Raw genomic sequence first — 21729 nt, 5'->3', positions numbered from 1 at the left:
TTCAGAGCCGCTTGTAGCCAATTTCACCGACGCCGCAAACGGCCGAGCGCGCCGCAATTTCAATTTCATTCCAAGACGTTGCTCAACAGCAACGCCTCAAAAAAGCCCCTATCAGGAAGCCGCCATCCGCAGGATGTCGTTGTAGGTCGCAAACACCATCAACATCAGCACCAAACCAAGCCCGATTCGGAACCCCATCTCCTGCGTCCGCTCGGACAGGGGCCGGCCGCGGACCACTTCCGCCGCGTAGAACATAAGGTGACCGCCATCCAGCAGCGGGATCGGGAACAGGTTCAGCAGGCCGATCGACACCGACAGCACCGCACAGAGGTTGATCACGAACTGGAACCCGGCGCTGGCCGCCTGCCCCGACATCTTCGCGATTCCGAGGACGCCGCTGACCTCGTTGGGATTGCCGTTTCCGACAAACAACGAGCCCAGGAACTTGAAGGTGCTGGTGATGATGAACCAGACCTGCTCGACCCCGATCTTGAGCGCCTCGCCGACACCGACCGGTGTGGTCGAGGCCTCACCAGCCTGGGACTTGTGCTCGACGCCCAGCACGCCGAGGCGGTGGCTGTTGCCGAACGGATCCTTGCGCTCGAGCAGCGCCGGCGTCGCGGTCAGCGACACGATGGCGCCGTCACGCTTCACCTGGAAGGCAAGCGCCGAACCGGCATTCATCGCCACGATTCGCTGCATGTCGGCAAAGCTCTCGATCGGCTTGCCGTCGATCTGGACGACGACGTCCCCGATCTTGAAGCCGGCCACAGCCGCCGCGCCATCGGCGACGACGCCGTCGACGCGCGCGATCGTGCTCGGCTTGCCGTAATACAGGGCCATGCCGGCGAAGATCAGCGCGCCCAGAATGAAATTGGCGATCGGTCCGGCCGCGACGATGGCGGCGCGCGGGCCAACCTTCTTGTGGTGGAAGCTGCCGGCGCGCTCCTCGGCCGTCATGGCCGCGAGCGTCTCGGCCGACGGGGTCGAGGCCTCGCTCTCGTCCCCGAAGAACTTGACGTAACCGCCGAGCGGGATCGCCGAAATCTTCCAGCGGGTACCATGGCGGTCATTGAAACCGACCAGCTCGGGCCCGAAGCCGAGCGAAAAGGTTAACACCCGAACGCCCGCCCAGCGCGCGACCAGGAAATGGCCGAGTTCGTGGAAGAACACGACGATGGTCAGGACAAAGAGGAAGGGAACCGCGTAGCCAAGGAGCCCATGGCTCAACGTATTGAAACTATGGACGAAAAAGTCGATCATCGAATTCCCTTATCCAGCGCCGCAAGGCCCTGGCCCCGAACCATCTAGGATGCCTTTAAGGCAATTTGAGGCAATAGGGCGGCAGCTCTATTTCGAGCAACATGGTCAACGGAGATTGCATCGTCGGCGGACGTCAGGGGCGCCTGGTTCCCACCCCGGATCCAGTCCTCCAGCGTCGCTTCCACCAGCCGGGCAATCGCGCCGAACCGGATCTTGCCGGCGATGAAGGCGGCGACCGCGACCTCGTTGGCGGCATTGTACACCGTGGTCGCCCCCTTCCCGGTCCGGAGCGAATCGTAAGCCAGCCGTAGTCCGGGGAACCGCTCGAAATCAGGCGCCTCGAAGGTCAGCTGGCCGATCTTGGCCAGATCGAGCTTGGCCGCCGGTCCCTTGATGCGGTCGGGCCAGCCGAGGCAGTGGGCGATCGGCGTGCGCATGTCGGGAGAGCCGAGCTGGGCCACGACCGAACGGTCGGAGAACTCGACCATGCCGTGGATGATCGACTGCGGATGAACGAGAACGTCGATCTCGTCGGGCGAGAGCGCGAACAGATAGGAGGCCTCGATCACCTCGAGCCCCTTGTTCATCATCGAGGCGGAATCGATCGTGATCTTCTGGCCCATGCTCCAGTTCGGATGCTTCAGCGCCTGGGCGAGTGTCGCCTGCTCGATGTCGGCAGGCTTCCAGGTCCGGAACGGACCGCCGGAGGCCGTGATGATGACACGGACCAGTTCGTCGCGATTGCCTGAGCCGAGCGCCTGGAACAGCGCATTGTGCTCGGAATCGGCTGGCAGGATGCAGGCGCCGGCTTTCGCGGCGCGCTGCATGAAGAAATCGCCGGCGCAGACGAGGCATTCCTTGTTGGCGAGCGCGACATGTGCGCCGCGATCGACCGCGGCGAGCGCCGGCTTCAGTCCGGCGGCGCCGCTCACGGCGGCCATCACCCAATCGGCCGGACGCGCGCCCGCTTCGATCACCGCGCTTTCGCCGGCGCCGCATTCGGTGCTCGTACCCGCCAGCGCGGCCTTGAGCTCGGCGAGCTTGGAGGTGTCGGCGATCGCCACGAAGCGCGCGGAAAACTCCTTCGCGAGCTTTGCCAGCGCTTCGACATTGCCGTTCGCCGTCAGGGCCTCGACGCGGTAGCGTTCGGGAGAGGCCCGCAGCAGATCCATCGTGCTGTCGCCGATCGAGCCGGTGGCACCGAGAACCGTGACGCTGCGGACGGCAGACGCCGCAGCCTTGTTATTACGCAATGGGACCGCGCTCATATCCTCACCAAACCACAAGACCGCTTCCGGCGCTATGCACACCATGGCGGAGAAAGCCGATAATCCATGCCGCCAGGATGGCGGCGACAAAGCCGTCCAGACGGTCCAGTAGACCGCCATGACCGGGAATTAAGTGACTGGAATCCTTGACACCGAAGCGCCGCTTCACGGCGGATTCGAAGAGATCGCCGAGTTGCGAGACCACCGACAGGACGGCGCTGACGAGCAGCAGTGGAACCGCCTTCCCGAGCCCGCAAGCCGCAAAGCCCGCGGCAACCGCTAGGCTGGCGGCAAAGCCGCCGAGGGCGCCGGCCCAGGTCTTCTTCGGGCTCACGCGGGGCCACAGCTTCGGTCCGCCAATGCCGCGGCCGGCGAAATAGCCGCCGATATCGGTCACCCACACCACGAGCAGCACGAACATCAGCGCGGCAAAGCCGTTCACGAGATCCTGCCGCACCAGGATCGAGGCCAGCAGCGCCGCCGATGCATAGGCGAATCCGGAGGCCGCCCAGACGAACTTGCCGCGCGCGATCAGCGTCACGATGGCGCCGCCAACGAGGCCGGTGACGACGGCGGTCTTGAGCGCGCCGAAGGCGACGCAGAAGCCCATGATGGCGAGGACGATCGTTCCGGACGCGGTCAGTGCAACGGACCCCGCGCCCACCACCATCAGCCATTCCGCGAACAGCCCGATCGACACCAGGGTGACGAGGAGCGCCCACAGCCAGCCGCCGGCATAAGCGAGCGCAATGGCAAGCGGCGCCAGCACCAGCGCTGCGAGGACCCGCATCACGAGATTGCTCGGGGCAGGCTTCGCGCCAGCCGGTGCGGTTTCGGGTTCGCTCACGAGGCGGTTTTCGCAACCAGGCCGCCGAAACGGCGCTCGCGCCTGGCAAATTCGGCGATCGCGCCTTCCAGCGCCGCCTTGTCGAAATCGGGCCAGTGGATCGGCACGAACACGAGCTCGCTATAGGCGGCCTGCCACATCAGGAAGTTGGACAGGCGCTGCTCGCCGCTGGTGCGGATGATGAGATCGGGATCGGGAATGTCGGGCGCATCGAGATGCGCGCCAAGCGTCTCGGCGTCGATGGTGGCAGGATCGCGCCTGCCCTCCGCGACCTCGCGCGCGAGCTTCTGCGCCGCTTTCGCGATCTCTTGCCGCGAGCCGTAGTTGAAGGCGACGACGAGCGTCAGGCGCGTGTTGTCGCGCGTCAGTTCCTCGGCCTCGTTGAGCAGCGCGCAGATGTCGCTCTCGAGCCCTTCGCGCTCGCCGATGATGCGCACCTTGACGCCGTCGCGATGCAGGCTCGCGAGATCGTTGCGGATGAAGCGCCTGAGCAGGCCGAACAGATCGCCGATCTCGCTCGCCGGGCGCGACCAGTTCTCCGAGCTGAAGGAAAAGATGGTGAGATAGCGGATGCCGAGCTCGTGCGAGGCGCGCACCACGCGGCGCAAGGCCTCCACGCCGCGGCGATGACCTTCAGCCCGCGGCAGACCGCGCGCGGCCGCCCAACGCCCGTTGCCATCCATGATGATGGCGACATGCGCAGGCGCGTCGGACCGGTCGGGTCCTTCCGTTGCGGGCGCGGCGGCGTTGGACATGACGGCAGCCTCAGACGGTGAGGATTTCTTTTTCCTTGGCGGCCAGCAGCTGGTCGATCTCGGCGATCGTGCCGTCGGTCGCCTTCTGCACCTCGTCGGCATGACGCTTCTGATCGTCCTCCGACATCTCGTGATTCTTCTCGAGCTTCTTCAGAACGTCGAGGCCGTCGCGACGGACGTGACGCGTGGCGACCTTGGCGGCTTCCGCGTATTTGTGCGCGACCTTGACGAGCTCCTTGCGCCGCTCCTCGTTGAGCTCGGGGATGCGCAGGCGCAGCACCTGGCCTTCGGTCGCGGGCGAGAGGCCGAGATTGGAATCGACGATCGCCTTCTCCACCGCCTTGACCATCGACTTGTCCCAGACCTGCACCGAGATCAGGCGCGGCTCGGGCACGCTGACGGTGGCGAGCTGGTTCAGCGGCATGTGGCTGCCATAGGCCTCGACCTGCACCGGATCGAGCATCGAGGCGGAGGCGCGGCCGGTGCGCAAGCCGCCGAGCTCGTGCTTGAGGGACTGCACGGCGCCTTGCATGCGGCGCTTCACTTCGTTGAGGTCGAAATTACCCGTGGGCATCACGTTTCTCCTTCAAAATCCCGGCGACCTCACCGCGCCCCTCCCTTCAGGGCGCGCCAGATGAGCCGTCAGCCGGCGACGATGGTACCGTGGCCGATGCCACGCAGAATCGCACCGATCGACCCCGGCTCCGCGATCGAGAACACGATGATAGGCAGCGACGTCTCGCGGGCAAGCGCGAAGGCGGTCGCATCCATCACCTTGTAGCCGCCCTCGATCGCCTGCGAATGCGTCAGCCGGTCGAACCGCGTGGCGGTCGGATCCTTCTTCGGGTCGGCCGAGTAGACGCCGTCGACATTGGTCGCCTTCAGGACCGCCTGGGCGCCGATCTCGGCGGCGCGCAGCACCGCGGTCGTGTCGGTGGTGAAGAACGGATTGCCGGTTCCGCCGCCGAGCAGCACGATCCGGCCCTCGGCGAGGTATTTGTGCGCCGCAGTCCGGGTGAACAGCTCGGAAATCTCGGGCATGACGAAGGCCGACAGCGTGCGCGCCGGCGTGCCCTTGCGCTCGATCGCCGCTTCCAGCGCGAGGCAGTTCATCATGGTGGCGAGCATGCCCATGGTGTCGCCGGTCGGGCGCGAGACGCCGCGGGAGGACACCTCGACGCCGCGCACGATGTTGCCGCCGCCGATCACGACCGCAACCTCGGTGCCGAGATGGCGGGCGGCGATCAGATCGTCCGCAACCCTGTCGACGGTCGGCTGATCGATGCCAAAACCCTGCTGTCCCGCGAGATATTCGCCGGACAGCTTGATCACGACGCGACGATAGACCGGATCAGTCATGAGCACTTTCCTCGTCCGGGCGCCGCTTCCGGCGGCACGCCGGAAGGAACGTTCCGGCTTACTTCTTGCCGCTGGCCGCAGCGACCTCGGCTGCGAAGTCGCTTTCCTGCTTCTCGATTCCCTCACCGAGAGCATAGCGCACAAAGCCGGCAATCTTCACAGCCCCGCCGACCTTGCCTTCGGCTTCCTTCACCGCCTGCGCCACCGACTTGCCGGTGTCGTGGATGAAGGCCTGCTCGAGCAGGCAGACTTCCTTGTAATAGGTCTTGAGGCCGGACTCGACGATCTTCTCGATCACGTTCTCGGGCTTGCCCTGCTGGCGATATTTGTCGGCGAGCACGTCCTTCTCGCGCTTGACGACCGCCGGATCGAGGCCGGACGGATCGAGCGCCAGCGGGTTGGCGGCAGCGACATGCATCGCGATCTGGCGGCCGAGCGCGGCAAGCTCGTCGGCCTTGCCGGGCGATTCCAGCGCCACGATCACGCCCATCTTGCCGGCGCCGTCGATGACCGCACCGTGGACGTAGTGCGACACCACGCCCTGGCTCACTTCGAGCGAGGCAGCGCGGCGCAGCGTCATGTTCTCGCCGATGGTCGCGATCGCGTCATTGATCGCGGTTTCGATGGTGACGTCACCGACCTTGGCGGCCTTGATCTTCTCGACATCGGCGCCGACGTCGAATCCGACCTGCGCGATCATCTTGACCAGGCCCTGGAACTGGCCGTTGCGCGCAACGAAGTCGGTCTCGGAGTTGACCTCGACCACGACGCCCTTGGTGCCCTTGGTGAGCGCGCCGATCAGGCCCTCAGCCGCGACGCGGCCGGACTTCTTGGCGGCCTTCGACAGGCCCTTCTTGCGCAGCCAGTCCTGCGCCGCTTCCATGTTGCCGTCGTTTTCGGTCAGCGCGGCCTTGCAGTCCATCATGCCCGCGCCGGTCGACTCGCGCAGGTCCTTGACCATCGCAGCTGTGATCGTTGCCATCGTTGAATATCCTTTGTGCCTGCCGGTTTGCCGCGGCGCGGCATCCAATTGCCCCGCCGCGGTCCATCTCAGGGATTCGCGTCAACTGAAATGGTGGCCGGAATCTATCCGGCCAACCCATCGCTCTTTTTGACTATTCCGCTTCCGCGGTCAGCGCCTTGGCCTTGGCCACCCAGGCATCCGCGCGGCTCGGCAGACCGACTTCTTCACCGATCGTGTGCGCGGTGTCGTGGTCGAGTTCGGCCAGCTGCCAGAAGTGGAAGATGCCGAGGTCGTTGAACTTCTTCTCGATCGCGCCCGACACGCCCGGGAGCTTCTTGAGGTCGTCGGCGGTGCCGCGGGGACCCGCAAGGCCCTGGAAGCCGCTCGAGGAAGCCGCCGGCAGCTCTTCGGCGAGCGGACGGGCCGAAGCACCGACGTCGATGCCCGAATCACCCTGGGCGCGCGAGATGCCGTCGATCGCTGCACGCGCAATGAGATCGCAGTACAGCGAAATGGCGCGGCCGGCGTCGTCATTGCCCGGCACCACATAGGTGATGCCCTTCGGGTCCGAATTGGTGTCGACGATCGCGGCAACCGGGATGTTGAGGCGCTGGGCCTCCTGGATCGCGATGTCTTCCTTGTTGGTGTCGATCACGAAGATCAGGTCGGGCAGACCGCCCATGTCCTTGATGCCGCCGAGCGAGCGGTCGAGCTTGTCGCGCTCGCGCTGAAGCGTCAGGCGCTCCTTCTTCGTGTACGAATTGGCTTCGCCGCCTGAGAGCACGTCGTCGAGGTGACGCAGGCGCTTGATCGAGGCCGAGATCGTCTTCCAGTTGGTCAGCGTGCCGCCGAGCCAGCGCGAATTGACGAAATACTGCGCGCAGCGCTTGGCCGCGTCCGCGACGCCGTCCTGCGCCTGGCGCTTGGTGCCGACGAACAGGATGCGGCCGCCCTTGGCCACCGTGTCGCTGACCGCCTGGAGGGCGTGGTGCAGCATCGGCACGGTCTGCGCGAGGTCGACGATGTGGATGTTGTTGCGGGTGCCGAAAATGAACGGAGCCATTTTCGGATTCCAGCGGTGAGACTGGTGACCAAAGTGCACGCCAGCTTCCAAAAGCTGACGCATGGTGAAATCGGGTAGCGCCATCGTTATAATTCTCCGGTTGGTTCCTCCGGAAGCGTGTGAGCAAAACGGAGCGTTGTCGCCCCGGCAGCCACCGGACGGCCTTATGAGCCATGCTTCCGTGTGAGATGGCGCGCTATATAGCGCGATTTCGGCCAGAAGCAAGGAAATAAGGGCCGTTCGCGGGCGGTTTTCGCCCGCGAGAGGCCCCCTTCCGTAAAGGCCGCGCCGCGCCCCAGCGCTGGATCAGCACCTGACTAGCACCTGACTAGCACTTGGGCTGGTTCGGCGGGCACTTCTTGGCTGCCGCCGGCGGCGGGGCCGCGGGACGCGGCGGAGGTGCTGCCGGGCGCGGCGGCGGCGGAGGCGCGACGGCCATCCGCGGTGGTGGCGGCGGTGGCGCCGGCCGGGCTACCGGCGGGGGCGGCGCAGGCCGGGCCATGGGCGGCGGCGCCGGTCGCGCGGCCGCCACCGGCGGAGCGGGTCGCGGCGGCGGAGGTGCAGCCATCCTTGGCGGCGGCGCCGACACGTGGGGCGGAGGTGGCGGCGTGGGCCGCGCCACGGCCTGGGGCCGCGGGGGCGGTGCGGCCGGCCTGGCCGCCTGCGGCGGCGGGGCCGGCGGGTGAGCCTGCGGCCTGATCGGCTCGCGCACAGCTGACGGAGGCGGCACGACCGGTTTTCCCGCTGCAGCGGGCGGCGGGCCGGCCGGCTCACGGGTTGCGGACTTGGCACGATCGGCAGGCCCGGCCCCGGGCGGGGTCTGCGCGACCGGGGGCTTGGGCGGTTGGCCCGGCACAGCGGCCGGATTTGTCGCGGTGGGCGCAACGGTCGTCGGAGCGACGGCCGTTGGCGCACCAGGATGGGGCGGCGGCGTTGTGCCGGGCGCAGCCGTGGTCGGCGCTCCCGGATGAGCCGGCGGCGTTACGCCGGGAGCGGTCGGAGCGGTCGCCGTCGGCAAGGGCCTGCCGCCCGGCGGAGTCCCTGCCCCTGCCGGCGGCACCGGCGGCCCACCATGGGAGCCCGGAACCGGCAGTGTGTTGGCGGCAGGCAACTTGGTCTGCGGCGCGGCGTTCGGTGCTGTGCCTGGGGCGTTCGGCGTCGTACCTGGCGGGGTACCTGGCAAGGCACCCGGCAGCGCGCTTGGTCGCGCATTTGGCGCGACATTGGCGGGCGTGCCCGGCGGTGTCCCGGGTCTTGCCGTCGGCTGGATCGTCGCACTCGGCGGCATTGGCGCCTTGCCCTGCTGGATCAGAGCCGCGCGCTGCGCGACTGCCTGCGGCACGGCTGCACCGGCCGGATTGGCCCGGCCGGCAACCGCCGGCGCGAGATTGCCCGGTCCGGCTCCTGCTCCCACTCCCGCGGCAGGTGCCGGCGGCCGGTTGATCACGGTGTTGATGACCGTGGTGTTATGGATGTTGTTGTAGATGATGTTGTTCGGCGGCGGCGCGACATAGACCGGTGGGCTGACGAACACCGGGATCGGCACGAACATTGGCTGCGGCAGCACGAACAGGCCGACCACGGGCAGCGGCGGCTCGAGCACAACGAAATCCGGCGGCGGCGGCGGCAGATAATAGACCGGCGGCGGCGGTGGTGGCGCGAAGCCAAAATCAGGATCGCTGAAGTACAGCACGGGACGGTCGACATAGACCACCTCCTCCGGCGGCGGCGGCGGCACGTCATAGTCGATCATCGCGAAGCTCGGCGGCGGCTCGGCCGGCGCGGTGAGGATCGCCAGGCGCCGGCGCGCATCGCCCGCGTGCGGGCCGCGCGGATAGCGGCGCAGATACGACCAATAGGCCTCCGGCGTGTCGGTGCGATAAGTCCGCCGCCAGGTGATCGCCTCGCGGCGCGCCGCAACGATCGCCATCACGCGCTTGGACATCGGATCGCTCGGATAGGCCGCGAGAAATTCCTCATAAGCCGGCAGCGTGTCGCGCTCCAGCGCGGCGGCGTAGGCGTCCTGCACGCCGAGATCGCGGATCGGCTTGTTGCGAATCGCGGCGACCTGGGCGGCCGAGGCCTCCGGCGGCGGCGCGTCGGGCCCGCGATCGAAGAACGAGAATGGCGCCGATATCTTCTGCTCGTTCCAGGGCACCTGCGCGCCCTTGGAGGCCTCGTTGACGCGCAGGCGGACGCGATCGAACACCTCAGGCAGCGGCAGGCCGCCGGTGCGGATCATCTCCGCCAGCGACTGCGCATAGATGCCGTAAGGCCCCGGCTCCTGTGGCGCCACCGTGCCGGGCGCGGCGTTGAAGGCGATCAGCATGTTCGGGTCGGGTTCGATCAGCGCCAGGCCGCTCGCGATCGGCTGGCCGCCCTCGATGAAGGGCTGCGCCCGCGCCGCGTCGAGCACGACGATGTTGGCCTTGAGTGGAATCGCCGCCAGCTGGCGCGCATAGTCGCTGATGCGCAGGGCCTCGGTCGGGATGTCGGTGTCGCGGGTGATGTTGGAATCGACCGGGATGAAATAGTTCTCGCCGGCAAGCTGCACGCCGTAGCCGGCGAGATAGACCATCGCGACGGTGCCGGGGCCGGAGGCCTGCGCCTTCTGGATGAAATCGCGAAAGCTCTTGCGCAGCGTGTCGCCGTCGAGATCGCGCGCGCCGACGACGTCGAAGCCCGCCGCCTGCAGCGTCTGCGCGATCAGGCCGGCATCGTTCGCGGTCGTCGCCAGCGGCGACTTGGCATAGGCGCCGTTGCCGACCACGAGCGCGATGCGCTTTTCCTGCTGTTGCGCGCGCGCCGGATCGGGCGCACCCGCGGCAAGGACCGCGATCGGCAGAAGAAGGCAGATGAAGATTCGGAGCGTCCCACGCATGGCTTGCCTAACCGCTTTTGTTGTTGAGGTGCCGCCGCGCATCAGACGCGCGGCCAGCTGAATGGCACTTGAACGAGAAGCTGAGATTGAGGCGGAGGAATGGCCACGCCGTCGGCGGCGTCAGCCCCGCGTCAGCCTTGTGCGATCAGCTCGACTGTTCCCGTCGTGAGCCGGTAGATGCCGCCGACGACCTTCAGCTTGCCCTGCTCCACGGCCGCATTGAGGATCGGTGCGGCCAACTTCAGCTTGGCGACGTTGTCGATCACGTTCTGCCGGATCGCCTTGTCGAGCACGTCCCCGCCCTGCTGCATCGCAGCTTTTGCGGCGGGCGCGATCGCATCGACGAGCGAGGGGATGTGGCCGGGCGGCGACGTGTTGTCCTTGATCGCCTTCAGTGTCGCATCGACCGCGCCGCAACTGTCATGGCCGAGCACGAGGATCAGCGGCGCATTGAGCACGGCGACCGCATATTCCATGCTGGCGATGGTTTCGGTACCGGCAAAGTTTCCGGCCACGCGGCAGACGAACAGATCGCCGCGACCGGTGTCGAAGGCATATTCAGGCGCGATGCGCGAGTCGGCGCAGCTCAGCACGGCCGCGAACGGGTTCTGGCCGCCGGCCAGCGCCTCGCGCTCATGCTTGAAATCGTGCCGCCGCGACACGCCTTCGACATAACGGACATTGCCCTCCATCAGCCGCTTCAACGCCGCGTCTGGCGACAGCACGTTCTGCGGCTTGGGCGGAGCCTTGGTCTCCTTGGCAAGGGCGACGCCGCCCAGGGCAAGCCCGAGCGCCGAGACCGTCAGATGGATGAGCGATCTCCGCGAAGGGCCGATGTGGACGTCGCGATCGCCGCCGCAATTCTCGCACATGCCTGGCTCCTCCCAATCGAGCCGCCGTCGTTGATGCAGCGGCCATCGTGCCGCGCATCTTACTCGATAGCCTGTAGCTCCGCGAGCTTCGTTCGCGCGGTCGCCTCGTCCAGCGCGACGAGCTCGGCCGGCCCGGGATTGGCGTCTCCTGCCGTCGCAACGGAGACGACGGCAAGCCCGGCGAGGCCACCGAGGATCGCTCCCCCCGTCGCGGCATCGTGCCTGGGACTGCTCTTGATGAGGTAAAAGTGCGTCCGGCCGGCTTCCATGACGATGTCGCGCTTGGTGTCGCCGGGAAACATCAGCTCGGTCACCAGCACTTCGTGACGGCCGGCCGGCCGATCGGCATAGGCATACTTCCCGGCCACGACCTTGCCAAGCGGCGCACCGTCGAGCTTCACCTCGCAGGCGCAAATGGCCATGCTGAGCCCATTCCTCTTGTCCTGCAGCAGGACGATGCGCGAATGCCCGGGGCGCGGCGGTCCGACCTTCTTTGACACCGATGCAAAGTCGGTTCCCACTTGATCGCTCACACACCCCGTCAGCATGGCACCAACGGCCAACAACAACGCGCCCCGTCGCAGCATCGCACACCCCATTCCATTCCCCGGGTGCATGCTAGCCAGAAACAGCGCGAGGTTGCAACACGCTTCGACGACGACGGCACTGATCGCGCAGACCGGCCGTCAGAGCTGCTGCACGTCCACGACGCCCGCGACCGCCTTGATCGCGCCGGCGATCTGCGGCGAGACCTTGAAGCGGCCGGGCAGCTTCATCTCGACCTCGGTCTCGAGGTCGAGCATCATCACCAGCGAGACCTCGCCATCGCCATTGGAGCGCGGCGCAATCCCCGGGCTGCCGACCTTTGGCGCGGCGCCGTTCGAGCCAGCCATCTCGGGGCCGGCGAGACGCTTGGCGATTGATTCCAGCGGCTTGGTGTCGCGCAGGAAGATGCGCAGGCCCTTCTGCGTCTTGGCGGCGGCATCGTCGAGCGGCTCGGCATGCAGCACGCGGGCGCGCACGTCCTCGCCCTGGAGCTCGGCGCCAAGCTGGAGCAGCACGGCCGCGCCCGGCTCGAGCACGTCGCGATATTGCGCAAGCCCTTCCGAGAACAGCACCGCCTCGAAGTGGCCCGTGGGATCGGAGAGCCCCATGATGCCCATCTTGTTGCCAGTCTTGGTGCGGCGCTCCATGCGCGAGACCACGGTCGCCGCGACCTTGCCGGCGGTGGCGCCGGTCTTCACCGCGCGCGAGAACTCCGCCCAGCTCTGCACCCGCAGGCGCTTCAGCACGGTGGCATAGTCGTCGAGCGGATGTCCGGACAGGAAGAAGCCGATCGCGTCGTATTCGCGGCGCAGCCGCTCGGCCGGCAGCCACGCCTCGATCTGCGGCAGCATGATGGTCGGCGCATCGGCCGCGCTGCCGAACATGTCGTTCTGGCCGATGGTCGCGGCCTCATGCGCGCGCTGGCAGGCGGCGAGGATCGCGTCGGCGCCGGCGAAGACGCGGGCGCGGTTCGGCTCCAGCGTGTCGAAGGCGCCGGCGGCGGCGAGACTCTCGATGATGCGCTTGTTGATCGCACGCGGATTGACGCGCGCGGCGAAGTCGGCGAGCGAGGTGAAGAGACCGTTCCTGGTACGCTCCTCGATGATCTGGTCGATCGCCTGAATGCCGACGCCCTTGAGCGCGGCGAGCGCGTAGTAGATGGTCTTTTCTCCGACCTCGAAGGTCGCACCGGAGCGATTGATGTTCGGCGGCTCGACCTTGATGCCGAGACGCTGCGCCTCTGAGCGGAATTCGGAGAGCTTGTCGGTGTTGTTGAGATCGAGCGTCATCGACGCCGCGATGAACTCCACCGGATAATGCGCCTTCATGTAGGCGGTGTGGTAGGACACCAGCGCATAGGCCGCCGCGTGGCTCTTGTTGAAGCCGTAGTCGGCGAACTTCGCCAGCAGCTCGAAGATGGTCTCGGCCTGCCCCTTCGGCACGCCATTCTTCACCGCGCCGGCGACGAAGATGTCGCGCTGCTTGTCCATCTCGGCGCGGATCTTCTTGCCCATGGCGCGGCGCAGCAGGTCGGCGTCGCCGAGCGAATAGCCCGACATCACCTGCGCGATCTGCATCACCTGTTCCTGGTAGATGATGACGCCGAAGGTCTCCTTCAGGATCGGCTCCAGCACGGGATGCAGATATTCCGGCTCCTCGTCGCCATGCTTGCGCGAGCAGTAGGTCGGGATGTTCGCCATCGGGCCGGGGCGATAGAGCGCCACCAGCGCGATGATGTCCTCGAAACGGTCGGGGCGCATGTCGATCAGCGCGCGCCGCATGCCCTGGCTTTCAACCTGGAACACGCCGACCACATCGCCGCGCGCCAGCATCTGGTAGCTCTCGGCATCGTCGATCGGCAGCGTCGCGAGATCGATATGGATGTTGCGCGGCTTCAAGAGCTTCACCGCGACGTCGAGCACGGTCAGCGTCTTCAGGCCGAGGAAGTCGAATTTGACGAGGCCGGCCGGCTCGACCCATTTCATGTTGAACTGGGTCACCGGCATGTCGGACTTGGGATCGCGGTAGAGCGGCACGAGCTCGCTCAGGGGGCGATCGCCGATCACGATGCCGGCCGCATGCGTCGAGGCGTGGCGCGTCAGACCCTCGAGGCGCTGGGCGATGTCGAAGGCGCGCGCCACCACCGGATCCTCGTCGCGGAACGCCTGGAGCTTCGGCTCGCTCTCGATCGCGGCCGCTAGCGTCACCGGCGCGGCCGGATTCTGCGGCACCAGTTTCGTGAGCTTGTCGACCTGGCCATAGGGCATTTGCAGCACACGGCCGACGTCGCGCAGCACGCCGCGCGCCTGCAGGGTACCGAAGGTGATGATCTGCGCGACCTGGTCGCGGCCGTAGCGCTGCTGCACATACTGGATCACCTCGACGCGGCGGTCCTGGCAGAAGTCGATGTCGAAGTCCGGCATCGAGACGCGCTCGGGATTGAGGAAGCGCTCGAACAGCAGGCCGAACTTGATCGGGTCGAGATCGGTGATGGTCAGCGCCCAGGCGACCAGCGAGCCTGCGCCCGAGCCGCGGCCCGGCCCGACCGGAATCCCTTGCGACTTCGCCCATTTGATGAAGTCGGACACGATCAGGAAGTAGCCCGCGTACTTCATGCGCATGATGACGTCGAGCTCGAACGCCAGGCGCTTGTTGTAATCCTCTTCCGTGGTGCCCTGCGACAGGCCATGCACGCGCAGGCGGTTGGCGAGCCCCTCCTCCGCCTGCCGCTTCAACTCGGCCGCCTCGACCGCGGCCGCATCGGAGCTGCCGGCGGCGCCGACGGTGAAGAACGGCAGGATCGGCTTGCGCGTCATCGGGCGGAACGAGCAGCGTTCGGCGATCTCGACCGTCGAGGCCAGCGCCTCCGGAATGTCGGCGAACAGCACCGCCATCTCGGCGCGGGTCTTGAAGCGGTGATCCGGCGTCAGCTGCACGCGATCGCTCTCGGCGATCAGCCGGCCGCCGGCGATACACAAAAGCGCATCGTGCGCCTCGTAATCGTCGGTTGCGGCGAAATACGGCTCGTTGGTCGCAACCAGCGGCAGGCCCTTGGCATAGGCGATGTCGATCAGCCCGCTTTCGACGCGCCGCTCCTTGTCGATGTTGTGGCGCTGCAGCTCGATGTAGAGCCGGTCTCCGAACAGCGTGGCGAGACGCTCGCAGCGCGCAGCCGCAAGCTCGGCATGGCCGCCGGCAAGCGCCAGCGAGATCGGCCCGTCAGGGCCGCCGGTGAGCGCGATCAGGCCCTCGGTCTCGCCGTCGAGCCAGTCGAACTTGATGAAGGGTGCGTGGCTGTCGGGCGATTCCAGGAACGCGCGCGAATTGAGCCGCATCAGGCTGCGATAGCCGCGCTCCTGCGCCGCCAGCAGCACCACGCGCGACGGGCCAATGGCGTTGCGCGCATTGGGATCCTGGTCTGCGAAGTCGATCGCGAGCTCGCAGCCGACGATCGGCTGGATACCGGAACCCGCCATCTTGTCGGAGAACTCCAGCGCACCGAACAGATTGTCGGTGTCGGTCAGCGCCAGGGCCGGCTGATGATCTTTCTTCGCGAGCTCGGCGAGCTTGGCGATCTTGATCGAGCCCTTGAGCAGCGAATAGGCCGAGTGAACGTGAAGGTGGACAAATCCGGCGCTCGGCATGGTCGCGTGACGGCCTCTTGCAGATGAGATGGAGCGGTCGCCGGCCTCAAGGGGATGCCGAGGGGATCATGAGAGCATCCTGCACCCGCGCTCCACCCGTCTTTGCCGACTCGCCGCATCATGGTGGGGCGTCGCTGCCGCAGAGTCCACGCCGGAGCGGCCGATCGGCCACCTCGTCCCGCTTTTCCCCAGGCGCGGCCAGGAGTTCCCGGCCAACGGTTTTCCAACCGCTGCTCTAGAGCTGCGGAATCACCTGCGCCCAGATTGCGATCATCCCGACGAACAGCGTGATCGATGCCAGTGCGGCGGCTTCTTCCACGAAAATCCTGAACATGGCTTGCTCCCTTGCTGGAACGTATGAAGAACATTGTTCTCATTTCGTTCTCGGGAGTCAAGCCGTCTGAGCCATCCCGCAAAGGAATGGTTAACTCGTTGACTTCAAACAACAAAAAAGCCCCGGCCAACGGCCGGGGCTTTCGACAACCGCTTCTTGCGAAGCGATAAGTATCAGTAGCGGCCGATGATCGGGCCACCGAACTTGTAGTTCAGGCGGACGAGACCCATGTCGACGTCCTGACGGATGCGGTCGGTCGAGGGCACCAGCGCGAAGGTGACGTCCTTGTCCTGCAGGAAGATGTGGTTGTACTCGATGCCAACCGACCAGTTCGGGGCGAAACCGTATTCGAGGCCGGCACCGACCGTGCCACCCCAACGGGTCTGGTCGTTCGACGACAGCAGCGCGCCCGAGGCCGTGCTGAAGACTTCGTACTTGGTGCCGGCCACAGCCGCACCGCCCTTGACGTAGACGAGCACGTTGTTCCAGGCGTAGCCGACCTGACCGGTGATCAGCCCGAACGAGTCGATCTTCGAGCGGTTGCGAGTCGCGAACAGCGCGCTGACGTTGTCGCCCGAGAAGTCGGCCCAGTTGCCCTGGCCTTCAACACCGAACACCCACTGGCCGGACTGCCAGCGATAGCCGATCTGGCCACCGACCGTGCCGCCGGTCGCATCGTGCGAACCTTCACGGCCACCGCCGACCAGATCCCAGGTCGAGTGCGACGAACCGCCGCCGCCGTTGATGCCGATGTAGAAGCCGCTCCAGTCGTAGATCGCGGCGACCATCGCCGGCGCCTTGGTGTACGGCCGCGCCGCGAGATCAGCAGCCAGCGCCGGTGCAGCCGCGCTCAGCGCGACGAGGCTCACAGCAGCAAGCAACAAATTCTTCTTCATTTGAATCCCGTTCCAGTTTCGTCGTTAGGCCCCCGGGCCGTTGCGTGGTCATAACAGCGATCGACGGAATTGCTGTAACCCCGACGCAACAGTTCGCTCCAAAGGGCCGCGCTTCATCAATGAAGATTTATCAGAGCGCGCTGGAAACCCTTTGAAACAAGAGTTTTCAGCGATTCCAATGTCGACGACACGAGATGCACTGCGCACGCGCGTAACATCGCTGCGCGCACATTCGCGTGATTGGAGATTCGAGATGTGTGCATTGTTTACGCTCCTCATTGTCGCCACATTTTCGCTCGCAATCGCCACATTCACGTTAGCGCGGCTGCAAGCAATTGCAGCCGGGCACGGGTCTCGAACGATCTAGTGCCAGGGTGGCGCACTGAGCGATGGCGCGATCTCGATCGCACCCGCCTCACCGCCCTGCGCGATACCATCACATCGCGACAGAGCGGCATCGTCCAACACGCGATGTGGTTCGCGCGCGGCGCGCCACGTATCCCATGCCGAGGTCTCGATCTTGGCGAGCGCAAGCAGATCGCGCACGCCGCCCTGCACACGCTCTCGCCACCGCCACCCGCAAATCGGGACGCTGATATGCGGCCGGCCTTGCATCGCGGCTCCGGTGTTGACGCAGACTGCTCCGGGTTTAAGTACGACAGACAAATCTTGCAGGGATGGCGACGTTAGCTGGGCTGGTTCCCTTGACGCCACCAATGCAGGACACATGTCGATATCGCCTCAAGCGACCTCGCCCCGCGCGACCACGGCCTCCGCGCCCCCTCACCTCGCCATCGTCCTGTTCTCGCTCGCGATGGGCGGCTTTGCGATCGGAACCACCGAATTCGCATCGATGAGCCTGCTGCCGTTCTTCGCCGCCGACCTTCGGGTCGACGAGCCGACCGCGGGACACGCGATCAGTGCCTACGCGCTCGGCGTGGTGCTGGGCGCACCGCTGATCGCCGTGCTTGGTGCGCGTTTCGCCCGGCGCACGCAGCTCCTGGTCCTGATGGCCGTGTTCGCGCTCGGCAATGCGCTCACCGCGCTTGCGCCGGGCTTTGGCTGGATGATCGCGGCTCGATTTCTGTCGGGATTGCCGCATGGCGCCTATTTCGGCATCGCCGCACTGGTCGCAGCCTCGCTCGTTCCTCAACATCGCCGCTCGCGCGCGATCGGCCAGGTGATGCTCGGCCTGACCGGCGCCACGATCATTGGCGTGCCCTTGGCCAATCTGGTCGGCCAGACGGTCGGCTGGCGCGCCAGCTTCGGCCTCGTGTCGTTGCTGGCGCTGCTCACGGTCCTGCTTTGCGCCCTGTTCGCGCCGCGCGACCAGGCCGGCAGGTCGGACCCGCTGCGAGAGCTCGGCGCCCTCCGAAGCGGCCGCGTCTGGATCACGCTGGCGATCGCCGCCATCGGCTTCGGCGGCATGTTCGCCGTCTATACTTACCTTGCGACGACATTGATTGAGGTCACCAAGGTCAGCCCCGCGGTGATTCCGGTCTTTCTCGCCGTGTTCGGCGTCGGCGCGACGCTCGGCAATCTGTTCGTGCCGCGCTTCGCGGACCGCGCCTTGATGCCGACGGCGGGCGGCATCCTGTTGTTTTCAGCGGCCGCGTTGCTGGTCTTCCCGCTTGCGGCCGGCAATCCCTGGCTGCTCGCGGCAGACGTCTTCGTGATCGGCGCCAGCGTCTCGCTCGGGGCTGTCCTCCAGACGCGCCTGATGGACGTCGCGGGCGACGCGCAGGCGCTCGCTGCGGCGCTCAACCATTCGGCGTTCAACACCGCCAACGCGCTCGGCCCGTTCCTGGGCGGCCTCGCCATTCGCGAAGGGCTGGGCTGGACCTCCACCGGTCCCGTCGGCGCCGCGCTCGCGCTTGTTGGCTTCCTGATTTGGATCGTCGCCGCGCGCGAGGCCGGAGCCGCGCCGGTCGCGGACACATCAAGCGACGCTGCCTTGCTGAAGACCACTCCCGCGAGGCCGGCGCCACCGCTGGCGCCGGATGACCGGAGCCGTTCGGATGCCGTCAGGGATCCGGTGGCTTAGCGGCAGCTCGAGCAACTCTTAGGGATCATCAATCGCCAGATCTGACAAACGTGCAGGTCTTTCGAAAAAGCACGACTCCACGTTCCGGATCCCACAATCGCCGTTGATGTGAATTTGCGTGATTTGACTGCGATGCTATCTCCCGCCCGCTCTCGACAACCAAAAAAGACGAGAGAACTGGAGAATGTTCATGTCTGTCACGAACACTGGAATCGGCCGGCGAGACTTCATCGCATCCTCGCTGATCGGTACCATTGGCCTCAATCTTTCGCTCGCAGGAAGCGCCTCACCCGCACAGGCCGCAGAAGGCGCTGCAAGCCCTGCTGGTGACACCAGCATTCGCAAATTCAATATCGACATCTCTGAGTCCGCCCTCGACGATTTGCGCCGGCGCATCGGCGCGACGCGCTGGCCCGACCGCGAGACGGTGCCCGACACCTCGCAAGGCGTGCAGCTCGCGCGGCTGCAGGCGCTTTGTGGCTACTGGGCCAAGTCCTATGACTGGCGCAAGATCGAGAAGCGGCTCAACGGGCTGCCGCAGTTCATCACGCAAATTGACGGCCTCGACATCCATTTCATCCATGTCAGGTCGCGCAATCCTGACGCCCTGCCCATCATCATCAGCCACGGCTGGCCGGGCTCGATCCTCGAAATGCTCAAGACCATCGGGCCGCTGACCGATCCGGTGGCGCATGGCGGGCGCGCGGAGGACGCCTTCCACGTCGTCATCCCCTCGATTCCCGGTTATGGCTTCTCGGCCAAGCCGCGCGAACTCGGATGGGGTCCGGACCGCGTGGCGCGCGCCTGGGACGTGCTCATGAAGCGGCTCGGCTATGTCAGGTACGTCTCGCAGGGCGGCGACCACGGCTCGGTGATCTCCGACGCGCTCGCGCGTCAGAAGCCCGCCGGCCTTTTGGGGATCCACGTCAACATGCCGCCGACCGTGCCTGCCGAATACGTCAGGGGCATCAATGCAGGCGACCCGCCGCCCGCCGGCCTGCCCGAGCCGGAACGCGCGGCCTTCGAGACCTTGAGCAAGTTCTTCGCGCGAAGCGCGGCCTATGGCGCGATGATGGTGACGCGCCCGCAGACGATCGGTTACGGGCTTTGCGACTCGCCCGCGACACTCGCCGCCTTCATGTACGAGAAGATCGCCGAGTGGACGGACAGCGGCGGCGAGCCCGAGCGCGTGCTGACGAAAGACGAGATCCTGGATGCCATCTCGCTCTACTGGCTCACCGATACCGGTGCGTCGGCCAGCCGGTTCTACTGGGAGAACAACAACAACAACTTCAGCTCGGCCGCGCAGAAGACCACGGAGATCACGGTGCCGGTCGCGGTGACCGTATTCCCCGCCGAGATCTATCGCGCGCCGAAGACATGGACGCAGCGCGCATATCCGACGCTCCATTACTTCAACGAGGTCGACAAGGGCGGCCACTTCGCAGCGTGGGAGCAGCCGCAGCTGTTCGCCACGGAGAGGCGGGCGGCCTTCAGATCGCTGCGCTAGGCCGTTCGATCCGTGAGCCGGGCGGCGCTGTCGTGGCGCCGCCCGGCGCAATAAACGCGCACATGCATGCCACCGAAAGTTGTACGCGCGCCGATCATCATGTAACGTCAGCGTCTATCTTCACCGCGCGTGGCCCAGTCGTTACATGCTTGCCCGTATTTTGTTTCTCGTGGCCATGCTGCTTCCATGCGCACTGCATGCCGAGGAAGCGCCTGCCGAAAAAACCGGATTTGCGCGCAAGCTGACGATCTATCTTGCCAAGGGGGCGCCGGACGCGTGCGGGCCGGGCTGCGACCGCTGGATCGCCATCGAGGGCGAGATCGATGGGGATGCAAGCCAACGCATTCGCCGCTTCCTGGCCGGCGTCAAGGACACGCAGCGTCCGATCTACCTTCATTCACCCGGCGGAAACGTGGAGCAGTCCTACGCCATCGGCCGGCTGCTGCGCAGTCGCAAGGCGGTCGCGCGGGTCGGACGGACGATCGCGACGGCGTGTGCCGCCGGCACACAGGTGGACGCCGCATGCCTGAAGGCGAAGGCCGCCGGCGGCGAGGTCGAGGCGGAGCTCACGACCTACCATGCGATGTGCAACTCGGCCTGCGGTTACCTGTTTCTCGGGGCGACATCACGCGAGGTGGCTCCCGACGCCGCGCTGGCGGTCCATAACTCCAGGCTGGTCCTCGTCTTTCACGAACATCCAGCTCCGCAGGCGGTTGCGGAATACAGGCAGCGCCGCATCGCGAATGCCGAACGCGACCGCGCCGCATTCATCGCAGCGATGGGGATCAGCCGCAAGCTCGACAATCTCATCCGGACGGTGAAGTTCGAAAACCTGCATATGCTGACGCGAGCCGAGCTCTATCGTTTCGGAATCGACACGCGAGCGTTTGCCGAAGGGATGTGGAGGCTGGACAAGGCAACGCCGCCGTTCATCAGCAAGATTGCGGTGATGAAGAAGGAGAGCGGCTCTTCGTTCCGGACCATGGAGTGGCGCATGTTTTGCGACACCAGGAATCGTGTGCCGCTGATGTTCGCGGGCGAGATCGACGAGGCGAGCGTCGGCAAGAGTACGATCATGATGACCGCGGACGCCGACAAGGACCACGAAGCCGGAGGTTTTCCGGTGCGAGCCGCGAAGTACGAGATGTGGAGCGGCAATATCGACCCTGACATGGTCAAGGCGATCATGGCGTCCCGCTCGCTCCATGTCCGGCGGACCACGCCGATGCCGGACGAAAAGGTGGACGTCACGAAATTTGACATCGACCTCACGGGCCTGGCGTCGATGCGAACTCAGCTTGCGGCGGCGTGCTCGTCGGTCGCGGCCAAGCCAAAAGGTCCCTGGCGGGCGAGCCCTGGGCCAGCAATTCCGCTGCCGAACGTCACCGCACCACCCTCGGCCGTGCCGTCGCTGTAAGCGCAGGAGCGCAATTCGAAGGCCCGTGGCCTAACGTAGCTTCACTCTGGGACCGTTGCTGACTTC

Annotated in this window: 17 protein-coding genes; 3 read left to right on the top strand and 14 right to left on the bottom strand. The window is 66.2% G+C overall.

Going from position 1 to position 21729, the window contains the following annotated elements; translation table 11 throughout:
- Positions 1-111 precede the first annotated feature (111 nt).
- The 14 genes from rseP to A3M7_RS0121740 form a co-directional block, all read right to left on the bottom strand.
- Positions 112-1263: an RIP metalloprotease RseP gene (gene rseP / locus A3M7_RS0121810; RefSeq protein ID WP_027545783.1), complete on the bottom strand. Its 1152-nt coding sequence runs from the start codon at positions 1261-1263 to the stop codon at positions 112-114.
- A gap of 44 nt (positions 1264-1307) precedes the next feature.
- Positions 1308-2531 carry a 1-deoxy-D-xylulose-5-phosphate reductoisomerase gene (gene dxr / locus A3M7_RS0121805; RefSeq protein ID WP_027545782.1) on the bottom strand — a complete coding sequence of 408 codons (1224 nt, stop codon included), beginning with the start codon at positions 2529-2531 and terminating at the stop codon, positions 1308-1310.
- Between the two features lie 4 nt (positions 2532-2535).
- Complete coding sequence (locus tag A3M7_RS0121800) at positions 2536-3378, bottom strand: phosphatidate cytidylyltransferase (RefSeq protein WP_027545781.1); 843 nt, start codon at positions 3376-3378, stop codon at positions 2536-2538.
- On the bottom strand, positions 3375-4133 hold the full coding sequence (locus A3M7_RS0121795) for an isoprenyl transferase (RefSeq protein ID WP_027545780.1): 759 nt from the start codon (positions 4131-4133) through the stop codon (positions 3375-3377). Before A3M7_RS0121795 ends, A3M7_RS0121800 begins: the two co-directional genes overlap by 4 nt.
- A gap of 10 nt (positions 4134-4143) precedes the next feature.
- Entirely contained in the window at positions 4144-4707 is a 564-nt protein-coding gene (frr, locus tag A3M7_RS0121790; RefSeq protein WP_027545779.1) for a ribosome recycling factor, read from the bottom strand.
- A 68-nt stretch (positions 4708-4775) separates the two neighbouring features.
- Positions 4776-5492: a UMP kinase gene (gene pyrH, locus A3M7_RS0121785; RefSeq protein WP_027545778.1), complete on the bottom strand. Its 717-nt coding sequence runs from the start codon at positions 5490-5492 to the stop codon at positions 4776-4778.
- 58 nt (positions 5493-5550) lie between these two features.
- Positions 5551-6474, bottom strand: a complete 924-nt coding sequence (gene tsf, locus A3M7_RS0121780; RefSeq protein ID WP_027545777.1) for a translation elongation factor Ts — start codon at positions 6472-6474, stop codon at positions 5551-5553.
- 133 nt (positions 6475-6607) lie between these two features.
- A complete protein-coding gene (locus A3M7_RS0121775; protein ID WP_027545776.1) occupies positions 6608-7603 on the bottom strand; it encodes a 30S ribosomal protein S2 in 996 nt (331 codons plus the stop codon).
- A gap of 244 nt (positions 7604-7847) precedes the next feature.
- Positions 7848-10400, bottom strand: coding sequence for a caspase domain-containing protein (locus tag A3M7_RS0121770; protein ID WP_027545775.1), 2553 nt, complete (start codon positions 10398-10400; stop codon positions 7848-7850).
- Positions 10401-10531: 131 nt separating this feature from the next.
- A complete protein-coding gene (locus A3M7_RS0121765; RefSeq protein ID WP_027545774.1) occupies positions 10532-11272 on the bottom strand; it encodes a carbonic anhydrase in 741 nt (246 codons plus the stop codon).
- A 59-nt stretch (positions 11273-11331) separates the two neighbouring features.
- The gene (locus A3M7_RS0121760; protein WP_256374877.1) at positions 11332-11820 is read right to left on the bottom strand and encodes a DUF2846 domain-containing protein; all 489 of its coding nucleotides are present in this window, start codon (positions 11818-11820) and stop codon (positions 11332-11334) included.
- Between the two features lie 138 nt (positions 11821-11958).
- Positions 11959-15462: a DNA polymerase III subunit alpha gene (gene dnaE / locus A3M7_RS0121755; RefSeq protein WP_027545772.1), complete on the bottom strand. Its 3504-nt coding sequence runs from the start codon at positions 15460-15462 to the stop codon at positions 11959-11961.
- 507 nt (positions 15463-15969) lie between these two features.
- Positions 15970-16692 carry an outer membrane protein gene (locus A3M7_RS0121745; protein WP_027545771.1) on the bottom strand — a complete coding sequence of 241 codons (723 nt, stop codon included), beginning with the start codon at positions 16690-16692 and terminating at the stop codon, positions 15970-15972.
- A gap of 363 nt (positions 16693-17055) precedes the next feature.
- Positions 17056-17238 carry a hypothetical protein gene (locus tag A3M7_RS0121740; RefSeq protein ID WP_198033795.1) on the bottom strand — a complete coding sequence of 61 codons (183 nt, stop codon included), beginning with the start codon at positions 17236-17238 and terminating at the stop codon, positions 17056-17058.
- 181 nt (positions 17239-17419) lie between these two features.
- On the opposite strand from A3M7_RS0121740, the gene A3M7_RS0121735 reads away from it, so the two are divergent.
- The 3 genes from A3M7_RS0121735 to A3M7_RS0121725 all read left to right on the top strand — a co-directional run bounded on the left by A3M7_RS0121735 (position 17420) and on the right by A3M7_RS0121725 (position 21663).
- The gene (locus tag A3M7_RS0121735) at positions 17420-18736 is read left to right on the top strand and encodes an MFS transporter (RefSeq protein ID WP_049823623.1); all 1317 of its coding nucleotides are present in this window, start codon (positions 17420-17422) and stop codon (positions 18734-18736) included.
- 190 nt (positions 18737-18926) lie between these two features.
- Positions 18927-20246, top strand: coding sequence for an epoxide hydrolase family protein (locus A3M7_RS0121730; RefSeq protein ID WP_027545768.1), 1320 nt, complete (start codon positions 18927-18929; stop codon positions 20244-20246).
- A 145-nt stretch (positions 20247-20391) separates the two neighbouring features.
- Positions 20392-21663 (top strand): hypothetical protein, encoded by a 1272-nt coding sequence (locus tag A3M7_RS0121725; protein WP_027545767.1) that lies wholly within the window; start codon positions 20392-20394, stop codon positions 21661-21663.
- Positions 21664-21729 lie beyond the last annotated feature (66 nt).

The sequence above is a fragment of the Bradyrhizobium sp. WSM2254 genome (genome assembly GCF_000472645.1).
Taxonomy (GTDB): domain Bacteria; phylum Pseudomonadota; class Alphaproteobacteria; order Rhizobiales; family Xanthobacteraceae; genus Bradyrhizobium; species Bradyrhizobium niftali.
Note: the sequence above shows the minus strand (reverse complement) of the source record. Positions and strands in the feature narration are given on the sequence as shown.